The organism is Streptomyces sp. NPDC045967 (assembly GCF_056430495.1).
This window is the reverse complement of sequence record NZ_JBWKLE010000002.1, coordinates 430,927-456,172: the sequence shown is the minus strand read 5'-3', so window position 1 is coordinate 456,172 and position 25,246 is coordinate 430,927. Positions and strand designations below refer to the sequence as shown.

16 protein-coding genes are annotated in these 25,246 nt (G+C 73.6%); 10 read left to right on the top strand and 6 right to left on the bottom strand.

Annotation, left to right across the window (positions count from 1 at the left end; genetic code table 11):
* Nucleotides 1-128 precede the first annotated feature (128 nt).
* Nucleotides 129-713, bottom strand: a complete 585-nt coding sequence (locus tag AC07FY_RS05695) for a VanZ family protein (protein WP_479000870.1) — start codon at nt 711-713, stop codon at nt 129-131.
* A gap of 246 nt (nt 714-959) precedes the next feature.
* Here AC07FY_RS05695 and AC07FY_RS05690 point away from each other — a divergent pair, with 246 nt between their 5' ends.
* Together AC07FY_RS05690 and AC07FY_RS05685 are read left to right on the top strand one after the other, a co-directional pair.
* Nucleotides 960-1,625, top strand: coding sequence for a DUF4230 domain-containing protein (locus AC07FY_RS05690; protein WP_479000867.1), 666 nt, complete (start codon nt 960-962; stop codon nt 1,623-1,625).
* Between the two features lie 144 nt (nt 1,626-1,769).
* Nucleotides 1,770-2,519: an SAM-dependent methyltransferase gene (locus AC07FY_RS05685; RefSeq protein WP_479000864.1), complete on the top strand. Its 750-nt coding sequence runs from the start codon at nt 1,770-1,772 to the stop codon at nt 2,517-2,519.
* 57 nt (nt 2,520-2,576) lie between these two features.
* On the opposite strand, the gene AC07FY_RS05680 is transcribed toward AC07FY_RS05685, so the two are convergent.
* The 4 genes from AC07FY_RS05680 to AC07FY_RS05665 are packed head-to-tail and all read right to left on the bottom strand — an operon-like array spanning nt 2,577 to nt 6,277.
* Nucleotides 2,577-3,221, bottom strand: a complete 645-nt coding sequence (locus AC07FY_RS05680; RefSeq protein ID WP_479000861.1) for an amino acid kinase family protein — start codon at nt 3,219-3,221, stop codon at nt 2,577-2,579.
* A gap of 8 nt (nt 3,222-3,229) precedes the next feature.
* Nucleotides 3,230-4,921 (bottom strand): carbamoyltransferase N-terminal domain-containing protein, encoded by a 1,692-nt coding sequence (locus AC07FY_RS05675; protein WP_479000858.1) that lies wholly within the window; start codon nt 4,919-4,921, stop codon nt 3,230-3,232.
* 20 nt (nt 4,922-4,941) lie between these two features.
* Nucleotides 4,942-5,490: a GNAT family N-acetyltransferase gene (locus tag AC07FY_RS05670; protein WP_479000855.1), complete on the bottom strand. Its 549-nt coding sequence runs from the start codon at nt 5,488-5,490 to the stop codon at nt 4,942-4,944.
* On the bottom strand, nt 5,483-6,277 hold the full coding sequence (locus AC07FY_RS05665) for an SDR family NAD(P)-dependent oxidoreductase (protein WP_479000852.1): 795 nt from the start codon (nt 6,275-6,277) through the stop codon (nt 5,483-5,485). Before AC07FY_RS05665 ends, AC07FY_RS05670 begins: the two co-directional genes overlap by 8 nt.
* Nucleotides 6,278-7,083: 806 nt before the next feature.
* Here AC07FY_RS05665 and AC07FY_RS05660 point away from each other — a divergent pair.
* From AC07FY_RS05660 to AC07FY_RS05640, 5 genes are all read left to right on the top strand, one after another.
* Nucleotides 7,084-7,848 carry a thioesterase II family protein gene (locus AC07FY_RS05660; RefSeq protein WP_479000850.1) on the top strand — a complete coding sequence of 255 codons (765 nt, stop codon included), beginning with the start codon at nt 7,084-7,086 and terminating at the stop codon, nt 7,846-7,848.
* 110 nt (nt 7,849-7,958) lie between these two features.
* The gene (locus AC07FY_RS05655; protein WP_479000847.1) at nt 7,959-9,650 is read left to right on the top strand and encodes an ABC transporter transmembrane domain-containing protein; all 1,692 of its coding nucleotides are present in this window, start codon (nt 7,959-7,961) and stop codon (nt 9,648-9,650) included.
* Between the two features lie 49 nt (nt 9,651-9,699).
* The gene (locus tag AC07FY_RS05650) at nt 9,700-11,502 is read left to right on the top strand and encodes an ABC transporter ATP-binding protein (RefSeq protein ID WP_479000844.1); all 1,803 of its coding nucleotides are present in this window, start codon (nt 9,700-9,702) and stop codon (nt 11,500-11,502) included.
* A 16-nt stretch (nt 11,503-11,518) separates the two neighbouring features.
* Complete coding sequence (locus AC07FY_RS05645) at nt 11,519-12,607, top strand: ornithine cyclodeaminase family protein (RefSeq protein ID WP_479000841.1); 1,089 nt, start codon at nt 11,519-11,521, stop codon at nt 12,605-12,607.
* A complete protein-coding gene (locus tag AC07FY_RS05640) occupies nt 12,604-14,208 on the top strand; it encodes an amino acid adenylation domain-containing protein (protein WP_479000839.1) in 1,605 nt (534 codons plus the stop codon). Before AC07FY_RS05645 ends, AC07FY_RS05640 begins: the two co-directional genes overlap by 4 nt.
* Here AC07FY_RS05640 and AC07FY_RS05635 read toward each other — a convergent pair.
* The gene (locus AC07FY_RS05635) at nt 14,184-15,020 is read right to left on the bottom strand and encodes a putative nonproteinogenic amino acid hydroxylase (RefSeq protein ID WP_479000836.1); all 837 of its coding nucleotides are present in this window, start codon (nt 15,018-15,020) and stop codon (nt 14,184-14,186) included. The genes AC07FY_RS05640 and AC07FY_RS05635 overlap by 25 nt on opposite strands.
* A 197-nt stretch (nt 15,021-15,217) precedes the next feature.
* On the opposite strand from AC07FY_RS05635, the gene AC07FY_RS05630 reads away from it, so the two are divergent.
* From AC07FY_RS05630 to gntD, 3 genes are read left to right on the top strand one after another with little or no spacing between them, the layout of a single operon-like run.
* Entirely contained in the window at nt 15,218-22,414 is a 7,197-nt protein-coding gene (locus tag AC07FY_RS05630) for an amino acid adenylation domain-containing protein (RefSeq protein ID WP_479000833.1), read from the top strand.
* Nucleotides 22,404-24,071, top strand: a complete 1,668-nt coding sequence (locus tag AC07FY_RS05625; protein ID WP_479000830.1) for a condensation domain-containing protein — start codon at nt 22,404-22,406, stop codon at nt 24,069-24,071. The genes AC07FY_RS05630 and AC07FY_RS05625 overlap by 11 nt, the downstream gene beginning before the upstream one ends.
* A 31-nt stretch (nt 24,072-24,102) precedes the next feature.
* Entirely contained in the window at nt 24,103-25,140 is a 1,038-nt protein-coding gene (gene gntD / locus AC07FY_RS05620) for a guanitoxin biosynthesis L-enduracididine beta-hydroxylase GntD (RefSeq protein ID WP_479000827.1), read from the top strand.
* The last annotated feature ends 106 nt before the right edge of the window (nt 25,141-25,246 follow it).

The window sequence follows — 25,246 nt, the reverse complement described above, 5'->3', positions numbered from 1 at the left end:
GCGCACTACAAACAAAAGAGGAGAGGGTGGTTTTGCTGTGGTGGGTGGACAAGGGGCCCTCTTGCGGGTGGGGGTGGGTTTCCCCCCCCCCCCCCCCCCCCCCCCCCACACCCATGTCCGCCCCCGCCCTACCGGACCGGCGGCGCCACGGCCTCCGGCGCACGGGCCGGGGCGCGGTCGCCGCGCCGGGTCAGGCGGTGCCACCAGTGGCGGCGGCGCGGATGGACGGCCCGTCCCATCCGGCGGCCGAGGAGGAGGTAGCCCAGCAGCGCGCCCGCGGTGTTGAGGATGACGTCGTCCACGTCGAAGGCGCGTCCGGTGACCAGGGCCCCCTGGGTCAGTTCGACCAGCGTCATCACGACGGCCGTCACCACCGCCACCCGGACCAGCCCGCGCGCCTGCGGGAGCAGGACCGGCAGGAGCACCCCGAAGGGAACGCCCAGCAGGACGTTGCCGCCGAGCTGTTTGACGGCCTCGGTGACGGACATGCCGTCGAGGTACAGGCGGATGGAGGCGCCGGGTTGGGTGTTGCTGTGCACGAGTGCGGTCGAGGCGGCCGAGGGCTCCAGGGTGACGCGCGCCAGGACCAGGCTGAACAGCACCGTCCCGGCGAAGGCGGCGAGCATCGCGAGGGCCCGCAGTACCGGGCGGGCGGGGGGTCCGCCCACCGGGGCGGCCTCCGGCACCGGATCGGTCGGCTGCGTGTGCCCCACGGGCCCCGCCGGCCCCACCGGTTCCGTCCCCGCCGCCTGTTCCGTCCATCCCACTGGTCGCGTCCGCCTCGCCGGTTCCGCCCGCTCCGTCCCCTTGTCCCGCCTCGTCCGACTCACTGCGGCGAGTTTCCCGCGTAGGTCCATGGACCGCTCTCCCTCCGTTACCGCTTCTGCCGTGGAGGGCCGTGTACCCGCTTCCGGCAAGCCCGCACGGGTGACCTTGAACTGACGGGGAATCCGCTGGACATGAACACCACGGAGAAGGAAGCCGCCCCGGGGCGGTGGCGCCGGACGGCCGGCCGGAGTGCCGTCGCGCTCCTCGTCACGGCCGCCCTCCTCGTCCTCGCGGTCCGGTTCCTCCCGCTGCCCGGCCTGGACGGGCTCTTCGGCACGCGCACCCACGACCGGACGGGTCCGGCCGTGCTCAAGGCCCTGCGCGACATGAGCCGGCTCGAAGGCGCGGCGGGCGACTACCAGGTCGTGGTGGACCTCGAACAGGACGCCCCCTACCTCCCGGACGGCATCCGCGGCACCCGCACCCTCTACGTCGGCGCCGGCTCCGTCTCGGCCTACGTCGAGCTGGGCGGTCTCGACCAGCGCGCCGTGACGGTCGACGCCGACCGGACGACGGCGACCCTGCGCCTGCCGCACGCCACGCTCGGCACCGCGACGCTGGATCCGGCGCGCTCGTACGCGGTGTCCAAGCAGCGCGGACTGCTCGACCGGCTCGGGGACTTCTTCTCGGACAATCCGGGGGGCGAGCAGGCCGTACAGCAGGTCGCGGTGCGGCGCATCGACGAGGCGGCCGAGGCCGGCGGCCTCACCCGGCGTGCCGAGCTCAACACCACCGCGGTACTCGAAAACCTGCTGCGCTCCCTGGGGTTCACCGAAGTCACCATCTCCTACCACTGACGCGCACCCGCGCACGGCGGCCCGGGCCCGCCCACGCGGCGCCGGGCACGGTGGGGAGGAGTCCGGCCACACGATCGGGTTGCCGGGGGAACGCGTCGGGGCGATGCGCGGACCGCGGGGCGGGTGGGGAGGCAGGGTGGCTCCATGGACCGCCGACAGATCAGCTCCCTCGCCCACACCGACCACCCCGTCGCCGCACCGCTGAGCGACGGCTCCGTCACGACGCTGCTGGAGCGCGCCCTGCCGGGCGCGGGCGCCCGACTGCTCGACCTCGGGTGCGGATCGGGCACCTGGCTGACGCGCGCGCTGGCCGCCCGCCCCGACCTGCGGGCCGACGGCGTCGACAACGACGCGGGGGCCATCAGCGCCGCACGGCGCGCCGCGGAGGAGGCGGGGCTCGGCGACCGGATCTCCTTCCACGCCGAGGACGCGGCCGCGTTCCATTCGCCGCACCGGTACGGCCTGGTGCTCGGCATCGGCGCCGAGCACGCCTTCGGCGGCCTGCTGCCCACCCTCAAGGCCGCCGGCGGCCACCTCTCTCCGGGCGGGAGCGTCCTGCTCGGCGCGTGCTTCTGGGAACGCGCCCCCGACCGCAGGACCCTCGACGCCGGTTTCGCCGCCGACGAGCACGCCGACCTCGCGACGACGGTCGACCTCGTCACGGCCGCCGGCTGGGTGCCGCTCCACGGGCACGTCAGCACCGCGCGGGAGTGGGACGACTACGAGTGGTCCTGGACCGGTTCGCTCACCCGCTGGGCCCTCGACCACCCGGAGCACCCGGACCACGCCCAGGCCCTCGAGGCGGCGGCCGCACACCGCGCGGCCTGGCTGCACGGCTACCGGGGCACCCTCGGCTTCGTCACCCTGCTGCTGCGTCGCACGAGCGGGGGCTGAACCCGGCGCGCGCGGCGTACCGGCGCGTGTCGCCGCCGCCGAGTGGCGCCGTCGGCGTCAGAGGCGGTGCAGGTGCGTCAGCACGGCGTGCGGAACCGACATGTCGACAAAGGTCGCGGACGGCGCTTCCGCGGCTCCGGCTCCGGCTCCCGCCCCGGCGGGGAGCACCAGGGCGGCCCCGAGGGCCGAGGCGAGGGCGATCGCGGCCGGCGCCGCGGCGAGGTGGCGGATGCCGCCGTCCTCGCCGTAGGCGATGCTCGACACCACCGGGATCCGGCCGCTGTCGAGGAACACCCGGAGCACCCCCGGGTCGACCGTCACGCCCCCTCCCCCGTCCACCACCAGCATGCGGCCGTCCTCACCGGTGAGGCCGACCGCCAGCGTCGTGTGGTCGTTGAGGCCGCCCACCAGTCCCCGCTGCACGTGTCCGGCGGTGTGGGTGCGCAGTGCCGCGGGACCGTCGTCCAGCCATGCGGGGAGGTGGGGGCCGCCGTCGTGGACCACGACGACCCTCACCCCGCTGTACCGCAGGAACCCGATGTCACCGCAGAAGGCGTGCCGCAGCTTGTCGTCGGCGAGCACCGCGTGGCCGGCCACCACGACCACCGTCCGCCCGTGCAGTGCCCTGATCCGGGGCAGGCGGGCGACGAGCGTCTCGGCCACCGCCCGGGCTGTCGGGTCGGGGTGTTCCTCCGGTGTCACGCCGTCACTCAGCCGTCGGTCCGCCGGTACAGCGTCCCGTCGCTCCAGATCCGCGCGACCCGGCCCCAGGCGGCGGCCGAGGCCACGTCCGGGAAGAAGCCGTGCCCGTTGAGGTTGGCGCTGGTGTTGCACAGCACGGGGACGCCGCTGAGCCGGTGGTAGGCGGTCAGGACGGTGAAGAGCAGGCCGTCGTCGTCCGGGCCGACCGTCTGGAGCCGCGCGGTGCCGTCCAGGTGGATGACCGCGGGGATCCGGTCCACCCAGGGCGCCCGCACCTCGTGGTCGAAGAGCATGTGGGGGTCGGGCGTGCCCGGGGCGAAGATCTCCGGTGCCTCAGCCTCGAGGCAGATGGGGGCGACGGGCCGGTAAGGTTCGCGGTCCTTGACGCGGTTCAGCTCGTCCTTCATCGACGCGCTGACCGGGGCCGCGAGGATGCTCCGGCCGCCGAGCGCGCGGGGGCCGAGCTCGGCCCGGCCGTGCAGGACCACCACGGGCTCCCCGGACTCGTGGAGGATCGCGGCGAGTTCCTCCGGAGCGCACGGGGAGGCGGTCCAGCCGGCGGGCAGCTGGGGCGAGGGGGCCAGCTCCGGCCCCAGCCGGGGGTTCCACACGAGCGGCGCCAGGCCGTCCTGCTGCGCCCGGCCGAGAACGGCCGCTCCGATCGCGGAACCGGAGTCGTTGGGGAACGGCGGGACCCATACGTCACGGAAGTCCGGCGCCTCGCGCAGCGCGCTGTTCCACTTGATGTTGAGCGCGCAGCCGCCGGCGAAGCACAGGTTCCACGGGCCTTCGCCCTTGGCGGCGCGGACCTTGGCGGTGATCCGTTCGACCAGCAGGGCCTCGAAGAAGGCGTGCACGCTGGCCAGGACGTCCTCGTCGCTGGTCCCGTGCTGCGAGACCCGGGCGCGGACCGCGGAGAAGAACGCGTGCACGGGGGGCACGGAGCGCTCGAAGAGGCTGCCGTACCCGCCGACCGTCGCGCGGTACTCGACCGCGGCCGGCTCGTCGCTCTCGAAGACCCGGTGGAACTCCTCGCGCAGCACCGCGACGACGTTCTCGTCCACCTCGCCCAGCGCGATGTACGCCATGAGCTTGCCGGCGACGGAGAGGTCGTCGACGGTCGGTGACTGGACGGTTTTGCGGAAGGGACCGAAGTGGTGCCCCGCGATGGCGTAGGCGTGCCCGAGGAGCGGGAAGAGCTCGCCCAGGTTCTCCACGCCGTCGCGCGGGTCCACCCAGTAGAGACGGGGGAAGAGCCCGCCGTCCCAGACCAGGACGAAGGAGGCTTCGCCGCGCCGGGCGAAGGGGCTGGAGGCGTAGGCGCTGGCCACGTGTCCCGCCGCGTGCGGATAACTGGTGTAGGGGTAGAGCTGCCCGTCCATCGGGAAGGTGCCCGAGACGCTGGGCGAGTCGAGCGCCGGGCAGGCCGCCGACTCCCGGTAGGGACCGACCGCGATCTGCGTGGGCACGCCCTGGTCGAGGAGGGAGACCGTTCCGGAGACGTCGCCGTCCCAGCCGTCGACGACCCACTGGTCGACGTCCTGCGGCTTGTAGCCGAAGTCGGCGAGCACTCCGGGGATCAGGCTGAAGTCCGAAACGGTGCTGTAGCGCAGGCCGTTCCCCAGCTTCTCCATCTCGACACTGAACACCAGGCGGTCCCCGTCGAGCAGGGCGACGGCGCCGTCATGCGTGAGTTTCAACCCGCAGATTATCAACTGTGTTACTCCTCGGTCTGCTTGAGTCGGCACGGAGGCGTGCTCAGGTCTCGGGACTGCTCGGGTGCGAGTGCCAGCCGGTAGAGGCTGGATCCCCGGCCCGGGCGGAAGAGCGTGCGCCATTCCTCGCGGGTCTCGCTCGGGGGGACGTGCGAGAACCCCAGGTTCGCGAACCACTCCCCGCCGTGCCTGGTCAGGGCCAGCAGGCAGCCGTAGCCCCGGTCCCTGCCGATGCTCTCGGCCAGGGCGACCAGGTGGCGGCCGATCCCCCGGCCCTGCCAGTCGACGGCGATGCACAGGTTGTAGAGGACCAGGCTGCCGCCGGACGGGGCCAGCCCGGCGCAGCCGACCAGCCGGTCCCCCGCGCGCGCGACGACGAAGTCCTGGCACGCGGCCCCGAGTTCGGCCGTCGACCGGGCGACCAGCAGGCCCTGCTCGACGAAGGGGGCGGAGAGCAGGGCGATCCGTTCCGCGTCCTCGGGGCGCGCGGGCCCGGCGAGGACCGCGCCCGGTGCGGTCGTCGGCCGGGAAGCGGTCAGCACGGAGTCAGGCACCGTCCGCACCACCGGGCGGGGCGGGGCGGCTGGCGGCGAAGCCGAGACCGAAGTGCTGCTCGGCCGGCATCAGCTCGATCATGTTGACGTTGACGCGGGCGGGCTGCGAGAGGCACCAGGCCACCGCCTCGGCCACGTCGTCCGCGGTGAGCGGCTCGATGTCCCGGTAGAGCGCGTCGGCGCACTCCTCGTCCCCGTCGTAGCGGACCTTGGCGAACTCGGTCTTCGCCATTCCCGGTGCCACGCAGCTCACCCTGACGCCCGTTCCCTGGAGGTCGACGCGCATGTTCAGCGACAGCTGGTGGACGAATGCCTTGGTGGCGGCGTAGACGTTGCCGCCCATGTAGGGGTACTGGGCGGCGATCGAACCGATGTTGACGACGTGCCCGGAGCCGCGCGAGACGAGCCGGGGAAGGACCAGGCCGCTGAGGTTCAGCAGTCCGGAGATGTTGGTGTCGATCATCTCGCGCCAGTGCTCGTCGCTGCCCGACTGCAGCGGCCCGAAGCCCCGCGAGAGGCCGGCGTTGTTGACGAGGACGGAGATGTCGCGGAATTCCACGGGCAGTTCGTCGAATGCGCGGGCCAGCGCTTCCCGGTCGCGGACATCGGCGACGACCGGCAGGATCGCTCCGGTGAGGTCCTCCTCCGCCAGGAGCTTCAGGCGGTCCGCCCTGCGGGCCAAGGCCACGACCAGGTAGCCCCGCCGGCACAGCACCTGTGCAATTCTCCGGCCGAATCCCGACGACGCGCCCGAGACCACGGCTACGCCACGCTTGTCCTGCGCCATGCAACACCCCCTCGGCCCCGTTGCGCTGTATCGCCACGAAGCCTTCGCGCGTTCGTCCCGCACCCCCGTCAGGGGCAGGGTTCCGGATTCCTGCTGCTTTCGGCGGCATCGGGGTCTCCTTGCTCGCCGACCGGCCAGAGGTACGCCTCGTCGGGCCGGGACTTCCTCGCCGAAATCAGGCTCCGGACCGACTGACCTCTCGACCCGTCAATTCCTCGCCAGTGAATCACGGGCCGCTCGGGGTGAACGACGTGACGAACCGCACAACTCCCCTGATCCGGGCGCCTGGACGGCCTATTCGATACGCCTTCCAGCCGACCGGAAGCGGGATTCGAGGCAGACTCGACCGGGCTCATAAAGGCTTGGGCGGAGTGGCCCGTGGAAAGGGCCGCCGCGGTGCCGCCGCATACGAGGAGAGGCGCGATTCATCCGTTGACATTCCACGTCCGTGCCGTGATAGGAATGTCGGCAACTAAGCAGGGGGCCGTGTATCCGGAAAAAGGGAGCAACGCTCCACGACGGGTACCTGACGACCAGTTCCCCCGACTCCTCATGCCGCGTCCACCGCCCACGTCATTTCCGGCCGCCGAGCACGGACCGTTCGCGACGACCGCCGAACGCCACCTTCGACTGACAAGGGAAACAGTGTGCCTCCATTCAGAAGCGCCGCGTCCACGGGCACGCCGTAGCCCGGCCGTTGCCGCACCGAGGGCCTGCGTCCGTGCTCGCGCACGCGCGGCCGGAACGCGCGTGATGCCGGGACCCGCCCGCGGAGCACACACCGCCGACGACGTGCGGGGGCGGCTGTGAGGCCGGAGCCCCTGGTGGAGTGGGACCCGCCACGCGAGGCGAAGGCGCAGCTGGTGTGCCTGCCCCACGCGGGTTCCGGTGCCTTCCAGTTCCGCACCTGGCAGGGGCTCCTCGGCCCGGACATCGCCCTGCTGGCCGTACAGCTGCCCGGCCGGGAGAACCGGTGGCGCGAGGAGCCGGTGACCGGCATGACGCAGGTGCTCGACGAACTGGCGCCCGCGCTCGCGGACCGACTGCACCTGCCCTACGTCGTGTTCGGCCACAGCATGGGCGCACTGGTGGGGTACGAGCTGTCCCGCGTCCTCGGCAGGGAGCACGATCGTTGGCCCAGCGGGTTCGTCGCCTCGGCGTGCCGGGCCCCGGACGAGCAGGGCGAGCCCTCCGACACGGCCCGGCTGACCGACGGAGAACTCGTCGACGCGCTGGTCGCGGACGGCGCCGTGCCCGCGGCCGTGGCCGCCAACAGCAGGCTGGCCGCCGCGGTGGCGCGCCCCCTGCGCGCCGACACCGCGCTGTGCGACTCCTACGTGCCGCCCGAGGAGGACACGGCCCTGCCCTGCCCGATCGGCGCATGGCGGGGGCGGGACGACGAAGGCGTGACGGACGACCACATCCGGCGGTGGCCCGCCTGGTCCGCCCGCGCCGCCGCCGGCGCCGTGCGGACCTTCCCCGGAGACCACTTCTACCACCACGCCGATCCCCCGCGCGTGACCGCCGAACTGAGGGCGTTCGTCCTCGGTCTGCTGCCACCGCACGGCTGACGGGGGACGCCCGCCGGCCCGGCGCCGCCGGCGGCCCTCAGGACCGCTCCGTACCCCTCAACCCCCGCCCTCCCGGCCCGCCGGGACGGGACGACCCCGAAGGATTCGCATTGCCAAGCAACAATCCGCTGCCCGAACTGGGGGATCCGGACATCCGGTCACCCCGGAGCTACCTTCGATGGCTGATCGGCCGGCAGTCGAGCACACTGCTCCTCGGGGTCCTGTGGGGCTGTCTGTGGATGGCCAGCATGGGCCTGACCCCCTTCGCCATCGGCCGGGCCATCGACGCCATGTCGGAGCAGGACACCGACCGGCTGCTGCTCTGGACCGGCGTCATCGTCGGGCTGGCGCTGGTGACCACCGCCGGCAGCGTCCTGCGCCACCGCTGTGACACGATCGGCCGGCTCAAGGCCAACTACCTGACCTTCCGCCTCGTGGCCGCGCAAGCGGTCCGGCTGGGCGCGACCCTGCCCCAGCGGATCTCCGCCGGCGAGGTCGTGGCCGTCGGCACCGCCGACATCACCCGCATCGGCGCCCTGCCGGGGGCCGTCGCCCGCGGCATCGGCAGCGCGGTCACCGTCGTGCTCGTCGCCGTGGTGCTGCTCTCCACCTCGGTCACCCTCGGCCTGCTCGTGCTCATCGGCGTCCCCGTCCTGCTCGCGGGCACGGGCCCGCTGCTCAGCCCGCTGCACAAGCGCATCGGCAGCTACCGCGACCTGCAGGGCGACCTGACGAACCGGGCCGGCGACATCGTGGCCGGCCTGCGCGTGCTGCGCGGCATCGGCGGGGAGGCCGCGTTCGGTGAGCGCTACCGCAAGGACTCGCAGCGGCTGCGGCAGGCAGGTGTCCACGTGGCGAAGGTCGAATCGGTGCTGCCCGCCGCCGAGGTGCTGCTCCCCGGCATCTTCGTGGTGGCGGTCGTCTGGATCGGTGCGCGCCTCGCCGCCGGCGGCGGCCTCTCCGCCGGTGAACTCGTCGCGGCCTACGGGTACGCGGCGTTCCTCATGCTGCCGATGCGCACGGCGACGTCGGCGGTGCAGTCGTTCGTCGGCGCCGACGTGGCGGCGCAGCGTGTCGTGCGGGTGCTGGCCCTCGAGCCCGAGGCCGGCTCCGGCGGTGCCCGCGCCGATCTGCCCGAGGCGCCCGACCTGTACGACGCCGACTCGGGCCTGCGGGTCCGTCCCGGGCGGATGACCGCCGTCGCCGCCGCCACCGCGGAGGAGGGCGCCGAGATCGCCGAGCGGCTCGGGCGCTACGCCCCGGGTCAGGTGACCGTCGGCGGCGCCCTGCTGGACGCGCTGCCGCTGGAGCAGGTGCGCGAGCTCGTCATGGTGGTCCGGAACGACGACACCCTCTTCTCCGGTGTCCTGGCCGAGGACCTCGGCGGACGTACGGACCGGGTGCGGGCCGAGGCCCTGCACGCCGCCAACGCCGAGGACATCGTGGAGGCCCTGCCCGACGGGCTGGACACCGTCGTCACCGAAGGGGGATCGGCCTTCTCGGGCGGCCAGCAGCAGCGGCTCCGACTGGCGCGCGCGCTCGCGGCGCGGCCCGCGGTCCTCGTGCTGGTGGATCCGACCAGTGCCGTGGACGCGCACACCGAATCGGTGATCGCCGAACGGCTCCACGCGTCCCGGGCCGGGCTCACGACGGTGGTCGTGAGCAACAGCCCGCTGCTGCTGGACCGGGCGGACGACGTCGCCTACGTGGAGGACGGCAAGGTCGTCGTGACCGGTACGCACCGGAATCTGGCCACTGCCGCGCCCCAGTACGCCGCCGCCGTCATGCGGGAGGAGACGTGACCGCCACCGTCCTCCGTCCTTCCGACAGCCGCCTTCCAAGGAGTGCCCAGTGAGTCTTCCGGTAGCCGACGCGAAGACGGTCCGCCGTCACGTACGGGGCCTGGTGCGCAGCCATACCGGCCTGCTGACCCGCACCGTGCTGTGGTTCGTCCTCGCCACGGTCTGCGGTCTGGTCGTGCCCGCCCTGCTGGGCCGCCTGGTCGGGGAGGTGGAGAAGGGCATCACCGCCGACCAGGTGGACATCACCGTGGCGATGATCGCCGGACTCCTGCTGCTCCAGGGCGTGTTCACCCGTACGGCCCGACTCCAGGGGGCCCGGCTCGGTGAGCTGGTGCTCGCCGACATCCGCGAGGGCTTCGTGCGGCGGGTCCTGACCCTGCCCCTGCACACGGTGGAGAAGGCCGGGGCCGGCGACCTGCTGACCCGCAGCACCCGCGACGTGGACGCGCTGTCCAACGCCGTGCGCATGGGCGCGCCGTCCATCCTGGTGGCGAGCCTCTCGGTGGGGCTCACGCTGGTGGCGCTGGTCGTCACCAGCCCGATCATGGTCCTGCCGTGCCTGATCGCCGTCCCGCTCATCGTCTGGTCGACCCGCTGGTACCTCAGGCGGGCCCGCGAGGCGTACTTGGCCGAGGCGGCCACCTATTCCGATCTCGCCCAGGGCCTGTCCGAGACGGTGACCGGCGCGCGGACCGTGGAGGCGCTGCACCGGTCCGCCGCCCGGGTCCGCCGTACCGACGAGGACGTCGAGCGTGCGAACGGCGCGGAGCGGCGCACGCTGTTCCTGCGCAGTGTCTGGTTCCCGCTGATGGACTTCGGCTACGTGCTGCCGGTGGCGGCCACGCTGCTGTTCGGCGGCCTGTTCTACATCGAGGGCTGGGTGAGTCTGGCCGAGGTGACCGCGGCGACGCTCTACACCCGGGCCGTGATCGACCCGCTGGACGAACTCCTGGGCTGGTTGGACGAGTTGCAGGTCGGCGACGCCTCGCTGGCCCGCCTGATCGGCGTCGGTTCGGGGGCGGGACCGGAGGGCGACTCCGGTCGGCGGCCCGCAGGCGACCGGCTGGCCGCGGAGGGCGTGGCCTACGCCTACCGACCCGGTCACGACGTGGTCGAGGACGTCACTTTGAGCGTCGGAGCCGGTGAGCGCCTCGCGATCGTCGGCCCCTCGGGGGCCGGCAAGTCGACCCTCGGCCGAATCCTGGCGGGCATTGAAGAGCCGCGGACCGGGTCGGTCACGCTGGGCGGAGTGCCGGTCCACGAGCTGCCGCTGGAGGAACTGCGCCGGCACGTCGCCCTGGTCACCCAGGAGCACCACGTGTTCCTCGGCACCGTGCGCGAGAACGTCGCGCTCGCCGCGCCGGACGCGACGGACGAGCAGGTGACGGCGGCCCTGGCGGCCGTGGCCGCCGGGGACTGGGTCACGGCCCTGCCGCACGGCCTGGACACCGAACTGGGCACCGACGAGAACCCGCTGTCGCCCGGCCAGGCACAGCAACTGGCCCTCGCACGGCTCGTCCTGGCCGACCCGCACACCCTCGTGCTCGACGAGGCGACCTCGCTGCTCGACCCCCGGGCCGCCCGCGACCTCGAGCGGTCGCTCGCCGGCGTGCTGCGGGGGCGCACCGTCATCGCCATCGCCCACCGGCTGCACACCGCCCATGACGCGGACCGGGTGCTCGTGATGGAGGCCGGACGCATCACCGAGCAGGGGGCCCACGACGAGCTCGTCTCGGCGGGCGGCGCGTACGCGGGGCTGTGGGAGTCGTGGCACGGGCGCGGACCCGCCGCCTCCTCGGACCCCTCCAGATCCGCCGTTCCCTCACCTTCTTCGGACCAGCCCGCACACTGAGCGCCAGGAGAGAGTCTTGCACGCCGAGCGCACGCTCATAGTCGACGCCGAAGCCATCGCCACCATCGTCTCGAAGGTGGGACTGGGGCACCTCTACGATCTGACGATCGCCCGTCTGGAAACCGTTCTCGCCACCGGCAGCGACGCGCCGGTGGAGATGAAGCAGCGGGACGGGTTCCTCATCGAGACACCCCATCTGGGCCTGCTGGAGTGGATGCCCGCGCTGCGGCACGGCGCCACGGTGTCCATGAAGATGGTCGGCTACAACCCGCACAACCCGGCCAAGAACCAGCTGCCCACCATCCTGTCCACCCTGTGCGCCTTCGACGCGGACAGCGGCCACCTCCGGACGGTCGTCGACGGGACCTTCGCCACCGCCGTCCGCACGGGCGCGGCCTCCGCACTGGCCAGCCGGGTGCTGGCGCGTCCGGACTCCGCGGTCCTCGGCCTCGTGGGCTGCGGCGCACAGGCGGTGACCCAACTGCACGCGCTGTCGCGGGTGTTCTCGTTCTCCGAGATCCTGGTCTGCGACGAGGACGTGCGCGCGGAGAACTCCTTCGCGGCCAGGTCGCGGCTGCCCGCCGGGGCCGTGCGGGTCGCGCCGCTGGCGGAGGTGGAGGAGCGGGCCGACGTACTGTGCACCGCCACCTCGGTGGCCCCGTACGCGGGTCCGGTCATCAAGGGGACCGGCCTGAAGCCGTGGGTGCACATCAACACCATCGGCTCGGACATGCCGGGGAAGACCGAGCTGCCGCTGGACCTGCTGCGCAGCGCGGTCGTCGTACCGGACCACGTCGCGCAGGCGCGGGCCGAGGGCGACTGCCAGCAGCTCACCGCCGAGGAGATCGGGCCCTCGCTCGCGGAGGTCCTCCTCGACCCGGACGCCCACCGCAGGCTGTCCCCGGTGAGAACCGTGTACGACTCGACGGGTCTGGCGCTCCAGGACCTGGTCATGGTCGAGGTGTTCGAGGAGCTCGCCCGCGACCTCGGCGTCGGTCACCGCATCGCCGTCGAGGCGACCGCCGACGACCCGCAGGACCCCTACTCGTTCCTGCCGGAGCCGGTCACCCGGTCCTGGGAGGCGCGGCAGGGGGTACGGCGGTGACCGCGGCGACCGCTCCCCCGGGGCACGCCGGCCCGGTGGTGGACACCGGCGTGTCCTCGGTCCTGGAGCTGATCGACCGCGAGGTGGCCGCGCATCCGGGGGCGCCCGCGGTGCGCGAGCCGGGCCGGGAGGTCACCTACGCGGAACTCGACCGCCTCGCGGACTCCGCCGCCGGCCGGCTCCGGCGCGATTTCGGCATCGGGCGCGGCGACACGGTGCTGATCGCCGCGCGGGCGGGAGCCGACTTCACCGCGGCGGTCCTCGGCACGCTGCGGGCCGGAGCCGCCTACCTGCCGGTGGACACGACCTACCCGCCCGAGCGCGTCGAGCAGATCCTGCGGGCGAGCAGCGCGGCCCTGCTGGTCCTGGCCGATCCGGCGATGGTGGGCACCGGTGCGCCCGGGACCCGGACGACACCTCTGGCCGGCCTGGTGGCACCGGATCCGGCGGGCGGTGCGGCGCCCGAAGCGGTCCGCCACGTGCCGGCGCCGGAGGATCCCGCCTACGTCATCTTCTCCTCCGGTTCCACCGGCGCTCCCAAGGGCATCGTCCAGAGCCACCGCTGCCTGGCCAACTTCATCTCCTGGCAGGTGGACGGCTCGGGCCTGGGGCGCGGGCGGCGCGTCCTGCAGGTGGCACCGCTGACCTTCGACGTGTCGGTGCAGGAGGTGTTCCACACCCTCGCCTCGGGCGGGTGCCTGCACGTGCCGGAGCCGCATGTGCGGCGCGATCCGCGGGACCTGGTCGACTTCGTCATCGACGAGCGCATCGAGGTCGTGGACTTCCCCCAGTCGCTCATCGACGTGGTCATGTCGCTGCCGACGAACTTCGAGCACGCCGCGGACCTGCGCCACATCATCAGCGCGGGCGAGACGGTCCGTGTCACGGAGGCGCTGCAGGAACTGCTGACCCGCCGGCCGGAGATCACGCTGCACAACCACTACGGTCCGGCCGAGAACCACATGGTGGCCAGCCACTCGATGAACGCGGCGGCCGGCAACCTCGAACCGCGGCCGCCCGTCGGGTCGCTGGTGTGGAACACCTACGTCCGCCTGCTGGACGAGCAGGGCGTGCCGGTGCCCGACGGGGAGGTCGGGGAGGTGTACATCGGCGGCGCCGGGGTGGCCCTGGGCTACACCGATCCCGAGCTGACGCGCGCCGCGTTCGTGCCCGATCCGTTCCGGCCGGGCAAGCGGCTGTACCGCACCCGGGACCGGGGGGTGTGGCGGGCCGACCAGACGCTCCAGTTGCTGGGCCGGATGGACGACCTGATCAAGGTTAGGGGCAATGCCTTGGAACCGCGCGAGGTGGAGGCGCGCCTCGCGGACTTCGCCGGGGTCAAGGACGCCGCGGCGTTCCCGGTGGTGCGGGCCGACGGGGCGGTGGAGCTGCACGCCGCTCTCACCGGCGATCCGCCGCCGGCCCCGGAACTGCGCCGGGCGCTGCTCGCGGTCCTGCCCGACTACATGGTGCCGGTGCGCTGGTGGCTGGTGGACGGGCTGCCCGTCTCACCCAACGGCAAGCTCGACCGCAAGGCGCTGCCGGGACAGGGGGCGCGCCCCCTGTCCCTGGTGCCTCACCACGCGAACGCCTCGCGGTAGCCGCGCTTCTCGATGCAGTACGTACGGAACGCCTCGGCCTTCGCGACCAGGGCGTCGTCCCCGGTGCGCACGGCGGCTTCGACGAACCAGTCGAACGCCGCCGTCGCATCGGCCCGGCGCGTGAAGTGCACCGCGGCGAACTTCCGGAAGGAGGCGCGCATGTTGGTGGCGTTCATATAGGCCGCGGAGTCCAGCAGTTCCGCGATGTCGGCGTCCGACACCGCAGGGCGCGACATGATGCGGACGGGCAGCTCCGACCGGATGTCGTTCTTTATGGCGATGGGGGTTTCAGCGTCTGCGAAATCAAGGCACAGAGACAGCCTGGGCTGTCGCGAAATGCTCCGTGCGGAGTGCGGGACCGTGGTGTGTATTTTCCATACCTCACCGCGCCGGAGGTGGTAGACGATGTCGTTCTCGGAATGCAGGGAATCCTCGTCCGTACGGAGGGGGATCTGGAGGCGGGTACCCGGTTCGGAGAATTCAAGAAAATCGACGTGCGGTGCGAGGATTCCGTCACTGAGACCGAATATGCGAACCCACTGGAGCCTTTCCAGGGGGAAGTTGTCGGTCACGAGTGACATGATCCCGGGCAGCTTCCTACCCAGGTCAGTGAGGGTGAGCTGGCCGTCGTAAGGCCGGAATGCGGTGTCCGAGGCGTTGCCTTCGGAATTCGCGAGCACATGTGCGGACCAGGAGCCGAAAGAAAACGCGTCATATTCGCCCCCGGCATCGTTCGCATCGATGATCGCCAGTTCTTCGGCTATGTCGTAGGAATCGATCGGAAGCGTGGCGAGCCTTTGCGACTTGAGCATGCGAGATCCCGTCGGTTGATGAGTGCACCGTGGTGCCGGTCTCCGATGATCGGCAATCATAACGACCTGCGGAAGGGAGGGCAATGGCTGGCTCTGGGCATCGGATTCGTGATTGACAAGGCACATTTTCCTTGCGCAGGATCTTGAGTGCCGTCATGTTCCATAGAACCATCGAAGGTATTGGGTGAGCGTACAAAATGCTGAGTGACAATGCCCTGAGTGAATCCTGGCTCGCCCGGTTGGCGGCAGCCCGCGCGGTTCCGTTCCTGGATGTCGTCTCCCTTGACGCGGACACCCCGCGGTGCGTCCTCGAACCCGCGGTCACCGAGCGGCTGGACGCCCTGACGGGCGGGGATGCGACCGGGCTGCTGCTGCTGACCGTCGCGGCCGCCCGGCTCGCCCTGTCCGCGCTCGACGAGGACTCCCGGCACGTGGTCCTGGTGCCCCGACCGGTCCCCGCCGAGAGGCCCGGAGCGGGTACGCCCACCGGCACGGACACCGGTACGCCCACCGGTACGCACACCGGCACCGGCGCGGCCCCGGCGCCCCGTGAACTCGCGCTCTGCGCTCCCCTCGACCGCGAGGCTCCGGCTTCCACCTTCCTGACGGCGCTGCACAGCGAACTCGAATCCGCCCTGCCCCTCGCCTGGTCCGACCGGGAGGAGATCGCCTCCCGGCTGCGGTTCGCCGGAGTGCCCGTGGGCAGCGCCCTCGGCCGGCTCGGCGTCGTGTTCGAGGAGGCGGGCGGCGCGCTGCTCCAGCCGGTGGACCTCTGCCTGACCCTGCGCCGGACAGGCGGCCGGCTCACGCTGACCGCCGACACGGCCGGCGAGCCTCCGGTGGCCGCGGCGGCGCTGGTGCGGTGCACGGCGGCCGCCCTCGCGGAACTGGGCCGGGCACCGCGCAGGCCGGTCACCGAACTGGACGTCCTCGGCCCCGCACAGCGCGCCGAACTGGAGCGGTGGTCGGGCCTGCCCGTGCCGGCCGACTTCGCCGACGCCACCCTCACCGGCATCGTCGACGCCGCCGCCGACCGCTGCGCGGAGCGCGAGGCGGTGTCCGACGGCGCGGTGGCGTGGACCCACCGGGAGCTGGCGCAGCGCTCCGCGCGCGCCGCCCGCTCGCTCACCCTCGACCACGGCGTCAAACCGGGCGACCGGGTCGCCCTGCTGCTGCCCAAGAGCCCCGAACTGGTGGTTGCGGTACTGGCGGTGCTGCGGGCCGGTGCCTCGATGGTCCCCCTCGACCCCTCGCACCCGACCGAACGGATCGCCCGCCAGCTGCGCCTGAGCGGGGCCGCCTGCGTGATCTCGGCGGCGGAGCGACTGCCCGGACACGTGGACATACCCGTGGTGTCGCCGCGGGCCCTGACCACCCCGGCCGAGCCGGACGGGCAGGGCGCACAGGGCGCACAGGGCGCGCAGGGCGGGCGGAGCGGGCCCGGCCCCGACCCCGACCCCGACGACGAAGCCGTCCTCTTCTTCACCTCCGGATCGACCGGCCTGCCCCGTCCGGTGGCGCTCACCCACCGTCAGCTCGCCCACAAGGTCCTCGCCTCGGGACGGCTCCTCGGTTTCGACGAGGAGAGCCGGTGCGCCCTGCTGTCGGCGGTGACCTCCGACGCCCTGACCTACCAGATCTTCACGACGCTCGCCGCGGGCGGCTGCGTGGTGGTCATGGGCTCGCCGCAGACGCTCTCGCCCGCGGAGTTCTGGGCGGCCACGCGGCGCCTGGGCGTGAACGTCCTCAACTGCGTGCCCTCCCTGCTCGCCGTGATGGCGGAGGGCCTGCCCGCAGGAGCCGCCGAGGACGTCCGCATCTGCCTGCTGGGCGGCGACGAGATCCCGGCGGGGCTGCTGCCCCGGCTGGCCGACCGGCTGCGCGTGGGCACGTTCGGCAACCTCTACGGGCCCACCGAGGCCACCATCGAGGCGACCACCTTCACCAGTCCGGGATCCGCCTTCCCGGAGTTGACCGCGGTCCCGGTCGGCAGGCCCACCGAGGGCTTCGGCGTGCTGGTCCTCACCCCGCACGGGGACCACGCACCGCCCGGCGTCCCCGGTGAGATCCACGTGCTGGGCCCCGGCGTGGCCCGCGGCTACGCCGATGACGAACCGGCCGGACCGGGCAGGTTCTGCGAGCTCCCCGCGCATCCCGGCGTCCGGGTGTTCCGCACCGGCGACTTCGGCCGCTGGAACCACCGGGGGGAACTGGTCTTCCTGGGCCGCCGGGACAACCAGATCCAGATCCACGGCAACCGGGTCGAGCTCGGCGAGGTGGAGGCGGCCCTCAGCTCCGTCGCGGGCGTCACCGCTGCCACGGTCCTGCCGTTCACCGCCCCCTCGGGGCCGCCGGCCGTCGTGGCCGTCTACACCTCGGACCAGGATCTCGAACCGGCCGACGTACGCCGCACGCTGGAGCTGCGCCTGCCCGGTTACATGGTTCCGGCCCGCATCCTGCGGCTCGACGAACTGCCCGTCACCCTGCACGGCAAGATCGACCGCCCGGCCATCCTGGACCGCGTCGCGCACCTGGACGGACAGGTGTGGCAGCCCGACGACGCAGCCGACCGCACCGCCGCCGGGATCTGGACCGACGTGCTCGGCTCCGCGCCGCGTTCCGGGGACGAGGACCTGTTCGCGGCCGGCGGCCACAGCCTGACCGCCGCCGTCCTCGCGGGCCGGCTCAGCGCGGCCGCCGGCGGCGGTGCGATCACCGTCCGCGACGTGTTCACCGCCCGTACGCCCGCGGGACTCGGATCGCTGCTGCGCCGCGCCGCCGCCGAGGACTCCACGGCCCCGGCCGCACGGGCACCGTGGCCCGAGACGCCGGACCCGCTCCCCGCGAGCAAGGCCCAGCGCCGGATGTGGTTCCTCGAACAGTACGAGGGCGGGGAGGTCCGCCCGTACAACATGGTGGAGGCGTTCCGGCTGTCCGGCCCGCACGCGCCGGCCGACGTGGCGGACGCGCTGGAGCGGACGGTACGCAGGCACCAGGCCCTGCGCACGGTGTTCCGCGCCGACCCCGGGGGCCTGCGCCAGGTCGTGCTGTCCCCCGACCGGGCCCGGCCCGCACTGCGGGTCCACCGGGTGGAGCACGAGGGCGCCGCCCGCCTGCTGCGGCACATCGCCGACGCGGAGCAGCGCCACGTGTTCGACCCGGCCGAGGGCCCCCTACTGCGCGCCCACTGGATCGTCGAGGACGCCCGACCCGGCGGCACGCTCCTGCTCGGCGTCCACCACAGCGTCTGCGACGGCTGGTCGTTCGCGGTGATCCTGCGCGACCTCCAGCGGTTCCTGTACGGCAGGCCGCAGGCGGCGGATCCCCTCCAGTACGGTGCGTACGCGCTGGCGGAGCACGCCCGCCCGGCCGACGAGCACAGCGCCGCGTTCTGGCGGCGCACCCTGGACGGCGCGCCGAGCGTGGACCTGCCGCTCGACCGCCACCGGCCGACGGAGCGGCGTTCCACCGCGGGAACCGTCCGGCTGACGCTCGACCAGGACACCAGCCGGTCGGTGCAGGACCTGTGCCGCGAGCTCGGCACCACCTCGTTCACGGCGATGGTCGCCGCCGTCCGGGTCCTCCTGCTGCGCTGGACCGGGGCCGGGGACATCGTGCTCGGCACCGTCGTCTCGGGCCGTGACCGTCCTGAACTGGCCGACTCCGTCGGACTGTTCGTCAACACGGTGGCCCTGCGCACGCCGATCGCGCCGGAACTCGGATTCACCGACGCGGTCGCGGCGGTGGCGCGGCACGCGCAGGAGGTCCGCGCGCACGAGGAGTATCCCTTCGAGGACCTCGTGGAGGCGCTCGGGCGCGAACGGATCGCGGGCCGCCATCCGCTCTTCGACGTGCTGGTGGAGGCCTCCGTCTCGGGAACGGACCCGCTGGGCTCCGAGGAGGGCCCCGCGGCCGAGCACATCGCACTGGACAGCGGCGCGGAGGGGTTCGACCTCTCCTTCGCCTTCGGGGAACCCGGTCCGGACCGCCCGATCGAGGTGGCGATCACCTACCGCGAGGACGTGCTGGACGCCGGGACCGCGCACCGGCTCGCCGACCAGCTCGACCACCTCCTGACCGCCCTGGCCCACGCCCCCGACGCCCCCGTCGGGGCGGCCCCCCTGCTGCCCGACGCGCAGCGCGCCGCGCTCATCGCGGCGGGCACCGGGCCGAGCGCTTGCGCCGCGCAGGCCGCGGGCACCCTCCTGGACCTCGTACGGGCGCAGGTGCGGCGCACGCCCGATGGCCGGGCCGTCGTCTGCGGCGAGACCGCCCTGACCTATCGCGAACTGGACCGCCGGGCCGACGCCGTGGCCGCCCGGATCGCCGCGGTGGCGCCGACGGGACCCGACCGCGTGGTGGCGGTGCTGTGCGAGCGCTCGGAGTGGATGCCGGTCGCGCTGCTCGCCGTCCTGAAGACCGGTTCGGCGTTCCTCCCCCTCGATCCGGAGCAGTCACCGGCCCGGCTCGCGCGGGTGCTGCGCGACAGCGGTGCGGTCGCCGCCGTCACCTCGGCGGAGTTCACGCCGGCCGTGGCCGCCGAAGGGCTGCCCGCGGTGACCGTCGGCGCCGCGCACGAGAGCGCTCCGGTCCCGCACGAACCCGGCCGGCTCCGCCCCGCCGACCCCGCCGCCCCCGGCGACCTCGCGTACGTCGTGTACACCTCCGGTTCCACCGGCACGCCCAAGGGCGTCATGGTCGAGCACCGCGGCATCGTCAACTCCGTCCGGTTCCGCATCGACCACTACGGCCTCGATGCCGAGGGGGCGGTCCTCCAGGTCGACCCGATCCACGCCGACGCCGGTATCGCCGACGTGTTCAGCGCGCTGGGCTCGGGCGCGCCGATGGTGATCGTCACCCGGGAGCAGCTGCTCACACCGCAGGAGGTGGCCGCGGTCGTGCGCCGGCACCCGATCCGCCACGTGCTGTGCGTGCCCAGCCTGTACCAGATGCTGCTCGACGAGGTCGGCCCGGCGTTCCGCGAGGTGCGCGAGGTCGTGCTCGGCGGGGAGCGGGTGACCCGGGCGCTCGCCGCCCGGCACGCCGAACTCCTGCCCGGTGTTCGGCTGTTCAACGAGTACGGGCCGGCCGAGGACAGTGTGGTGACCACGGTGGAGCCGGTGGACGCGACGGGCGGGCCCGGCGCGCCGCAGCCGCGGTCGGGGACGGCTTCCGGGGACGCCTCGATCGGCCGCCCGCTGCCCGGCAAGTGGGTGGACCTGCTCGACACGCAGGGCCGCCTGGTCCCGCTGGGGGCGCCGGGCGAACTGTGTATCGGCGGGGCGGGCCTGGCCCGCGGCTACCTCGGCGACGCGGAGCTGACCTCGGCCCGCTTCGTGACCAGCCCGGTACGCCCCGGCGAGCGCATGTACCGCACCGGCGACCTGGCCCGCCGGCTGCCCGACGGGCGCCTGGAGTACCTGGGGCGGGCCGACGACCAGCTCAAGATCCGGGGCAACCGGGTGGAGCCGAACGAGGTGGCCGCGGTCCTCGCCGAAGCCCCCGGTCTGCGCAGCGCCGCCGTGCTCCCGACGACCGGCGCCGAACCGCGGCTCGTCGCGTACGTGGTCGGTGAGGCGGATCCGGCGGCGCTGCGCCGGCACCTCGCGGAGCGCCTGCCCGCCTACATGATGCCCGCGGCCTTCGTCCGCCTGCCCTCCCTCCCGGTGGCGGCCGGCGGCAAGCTCGACCGCCGGGCACTGCCCGCACCCGACGAGGCCCTGGCCGCAGCGGAGGGCCCCACCACCGCACGGCCGCTGACCTCGGCCGAGCAGCGCGTCGCCGACGTGTGGACCCAGGTTCTGGGTCGTCCCGTCACGGACCCGGACGCCAACCTGTTCGAACTGGGCGGCCACAGCCTGGCCGCCGCCCGCATCGCGCACGCCCTGCACGCGGGGGTCCGCACCGTCTTCACCTTCCAGACCGTGGCCACGCTGACCGCCGCACTGGAAGGGCCGCCGGCTGACACTACGGCGGAGGGGGACCCGGCCGCGGAGGGAAACCCGGCCGTGGAGCCACCCGTGCCCGGCGAGCCGCCCGCACCCAGCGGATCCGTGCCGCTGTCCCGGGCGCAGCGCCGCGTCTGGCTGACCTCGCGATGGGCGGGCTCGGACACCTTCGTCATCTCCGACCTGGTACGGCTTGGCCGCCGGATCGACGCCGGCGCGCTCCGCAGCGCCCTCGGTGCCGTCGTCGAGCGCCAGGACATGCTGCGCGCGCAGGTCCTGCCGCAGGGGACGGACGCGCGGCTGACCGTGCTGGACCGGCTGCCCGACGGGCCCCCGCTCGTCGTCGTCGACCTGCCCGGCGCGGACCCCGCGGGCCCGGAGGTCGCCGCCGCTCTGCGCGACGCCCGGCGGGTCGGCTTCTGTCTCGACAAGGCGCCGCTGTTCGACGTGCGGCTGCTCACGGGACCCGCCGGAGGTGACCTGCTCACCGTCACCGCGCACCACTTGATCTACGACGGCGCGAGCGTCGAGGTGCTGCTGGACGACCTGTTCACCGCCTACGAGCAGGCCGTCGCGGGGGAACCGCCCCGGCTGCCCGCCCTTCCCTACACCTACCGGGACTGGGTCCGCGAGGAGCAGGAGTGGCTGGCCGGGCCCGAGGCGGAGCAGCAGCTTCAGTTCTGGCGGGAGCGGCTCGACGGTGTGCCCGAGGGGCCCGATCCGGTGGACCCGGCCCGCCGCCGGGGCCGCCGGGGCCGGACCGGGCAGGTCCACCGGTCGCTGCCCGCGGACGTGCTCGACGGCGCCCCCGCGACCCCGTTCGCGCAGGTGGTCACCGCGTTCGCGCTCACCGTGCACCAGCACACCCGGGCCACCGACCTCGTGGTCGGCTTCGCCGCGGGTCTGCGCCACCGGCCCGAGGCCGACGCGCTGATCGGCTACCTGGCCAACGCGGTGCCCCTGCGGATCGCGCTGGACGACGCGGTGAGCGGGCGCGAGCTGCTGCCCCTGGTCCAGATCGGGATCCTCGAGTCCTACGAGAACTCCCGCCTGCCGTTCGACGTGCTGGCGCAGCGGCTGGCGCTGCGGGCGGCGCCGGGCCGGAGCCTGCTGCTCGACCTCGGTGTCAGCTGGGAGAACGCGGGCCTCGGCCCCGAGAACCACGTGGTGGAGGACCTGCCGGCGGACGACCTGCCGGCCACCAGTGACCTGTGGCTGTACGCCAGCGTCAAGGGCGACACCCTGCACCTCGACCTCACCTACGACGACCACCTGCTCGACGAGAGGGAGGCCGGCGCCTACGCCGACCACATCGCCGCGGTGCTGGGCACCTTGGCCACCGGCCGGCCCGTACCGCCTCCCTTCCTCCCGTCACCGACCGTGCCCCCGACCCCGGAGCCGTCCGCACCCGGCTCTGTTTGGAGCGACACCCGCTATGACTTCTGACACCGCCCTCGGGCACCGGGACGAGACGACCGCGGCCGGGCCCGACCTGGCACGGCGGCTGTGCGAGCTGTTCGCCACGGCACTCGAAGTGGAGGAGGTCGCCGAGGACACCGACTTCTTCGTCGCCGGCGGGCACAGCCTGTCGGCGCTGGACCTCGCCGTGGCCGTCGAAGGCGCCTTCGGCGTGCGGGTCCGCGTACGGGACGTCTTCGACGCCGCCACCCCCGCCCTGCTCGCGGCCCGGCTGGCCGAGCTCCTCCCCGGGGCCATGGAGACCGCCGGGCCGCCCGCCGGCCCGCCCCCCGGGCCGCCCGCCCCGCGCCGGCGGGCCGCCGCCGAGCTGCCGGGAGCCGAGGTGTCCGAGGCCACGCGGTGGTTGTGGCTGGAACGGCAGCGGGCGGAAGGCGACTTCGGGGCCTACACGGTCCCCTGCCTGCTGGACGGCGAGGGTGCCGTGGACGCCGACCGGCTCGCGGCCGCGTGGGCGCATCTGGCACGGCGCCACCCCGCCCTGCGGACCGTCTTCGTCGAGGCCCAGGGCGAACCGAGGGCGGTGGTCACCGACGACGTGCCACCGCTGGAGGTCGTGGACCTGCGCGGACAGGACCCGGCCGGCCCCCGTTCCGACGCGATCGACGCGCTCGTGGACGAGCGCCTCGCGGTGCCGTTCGACCCGTCGACCGGCCCGCTCACCCGGACCACCCTGTTCCTGCGCCCCGACGGCCGGTGGTCCCTCCTGCTGCTCGCCGACCACCTGGTGTGCGACGGACGCAGCCTGGAGATCCTCGCCACCCAGCTCGTGGCGGCCTACGGGGACCCGGCCGCCGTCGAGCCGCCCGGGGACCGGCCCCCTCACCCCTCGACCGGCCATGCGGCCGCCCTCGACCACTGGCGCGGCCTGCTCCTCCCCCCGCCGGCGCCGCTGCCCCTGCCGGTGCGCGGCCCGCGCAAGGAGCGGGCCGGACGGACCACCGCCCTGGCGGTCCGGGAGATCGGCCCGGCCGAGGTGCGCCGGCTGACCCGGCTGGGCCGGCGCCACCACGCGGGCGCCTTCGTCCCGCTGGCCGCCGCCGTCGCCCGTACCCTGGCGGGCATCACCGGCAGCACCGACATCTGCCTGGGCACCCCCGTGGACCGGCGGGCCCGGCTCGGCGCGAACGACGCGGTCGGCTTCCACGTCGCGACCGTGCCGCTGCGGCTGGAGGTCCGGGAGGGGATTTCGGCCGACGACCTCGTCGAGCAGGTGGCGCAGCGCACGGTGGACGCCGTGGACCACAGCGACGTGCCCTTCGACACGCTCGTGGCGGAGCTCGCCCCGCCCCGAACCCCCGGACGGCCGCCGTTCTTCGACGTATGGGTGGCCCTGTACCCCCGCATCGACACCGGTCCCTGCCCGCCGGACGGGATCGCCCTGCGCGGCGGGCCGATCCCCCAGCGCGCCGGCATGTTCGAGTTGTCGTTCCAGTTCGTGGAACGCGCGGACGGCCTGCGGCTGTGGCTCCAGTACGACACCGAGCGCTACGCCGCCGACACCGCCGAGCGGATGGCCCGGCGGCTCGGCGAGGAACTGGCGCGGCTCCTGCGGGACCCCGCCGAACCCGAACCCGAGACGGCCCCCGCGCACCGGGCCTTCGGCGGCTTCCGGTTCGACGCCTGACCCTTCGCCCCCGTACACGAGGAGATCGACCATGACGACGTCCATCGAGCCCAGGACCGGGACGGAGCTGCGGCTGACCGCGGCCGAGGCCCGGCAGGTGTCCGAACTGACCCTGCGCCTGGCCGCACGCCACCGCGCCGCCGACGACGAACGGCTGCTCCAGGAGCTGCCCCTGCTCGCCGGTGAACTGCCGGTCCGGGTGAGGCGCTTCCTGCGCGCCTTCGCCCTCGACCAGGCGCGCGGCTTCTGCGCGGTCACCGGCCACCTCGTGGACGACGAGCGCATCGGACCCACACCCGCGCACTGGAAGGACGAGACCCGGATCCACCACGAACTGCCCGAGGAGATCCTCGTCCTCCTCTACGGCTCGCTGCTCGGCGAACCGTTCGGCTGGGCCACCCAGCAGGACGGCCACCTGGTCAACGACGTGTTCCCGATACGCCAGTACGAGCACGAGCTGCTCGGCACGGGCAGCAAGACCCCGCTGACCCTGCACACGGAGGACGCCTTCCACCCCTACCGCGCCGACTACATCATCCTGTCGGCGCTGCGCAATCCGGACGCCGTGCCGGTGACGGTCGCGGAGGCGGATTTCTCGGTGCTGCCGCAGGACGTCCTCGACGTCCTGTTCCAGAGCCGGTTCCGCATCGTCCCCGACAAGTCGCACCTGCCGGAGAACAACACCGTGCGCACCGACGAGGACCGGCTGGTCTTCGAGAACATCGCCCGCCTCATCGACGGGCTCGACCCGGTGCCCGTGCTGACCGGCTCCCGGTCCGCCCCCCTGCTGTGCTTCGACGCGACGCACATGTCGGCGCCCGCGGAGGATCCCGAAGCCGGACGGGCCCTCGCGGCGGTGACGGAGCTGCTGTACGCCGGCCTGACCGACTGCCCGCTCGAGGCCGGCAGCTGCGTCTTCATGAACAACCACCGGGTGGTGCACAGCCGGAGCGCCTTCCAGGCCCGCTACGACGGCACCGACCGCTGGCTCAAGCGGGTCAACGTCACCCACGACCTGCGCAAGTCCCGCGCCATGCGGCGCTCCGTCGGCTCCCGCCTGATCGGCTAGCCGAGGACCGCACGGAGACGGCCGTGGGGGGGGGGGGGGGGGGGGGGGGGGAGGGGGGGGGGGAGGGGGGGGGGGGGGGGGGGGGGGGGAGGGGGGGGGGGGGGCT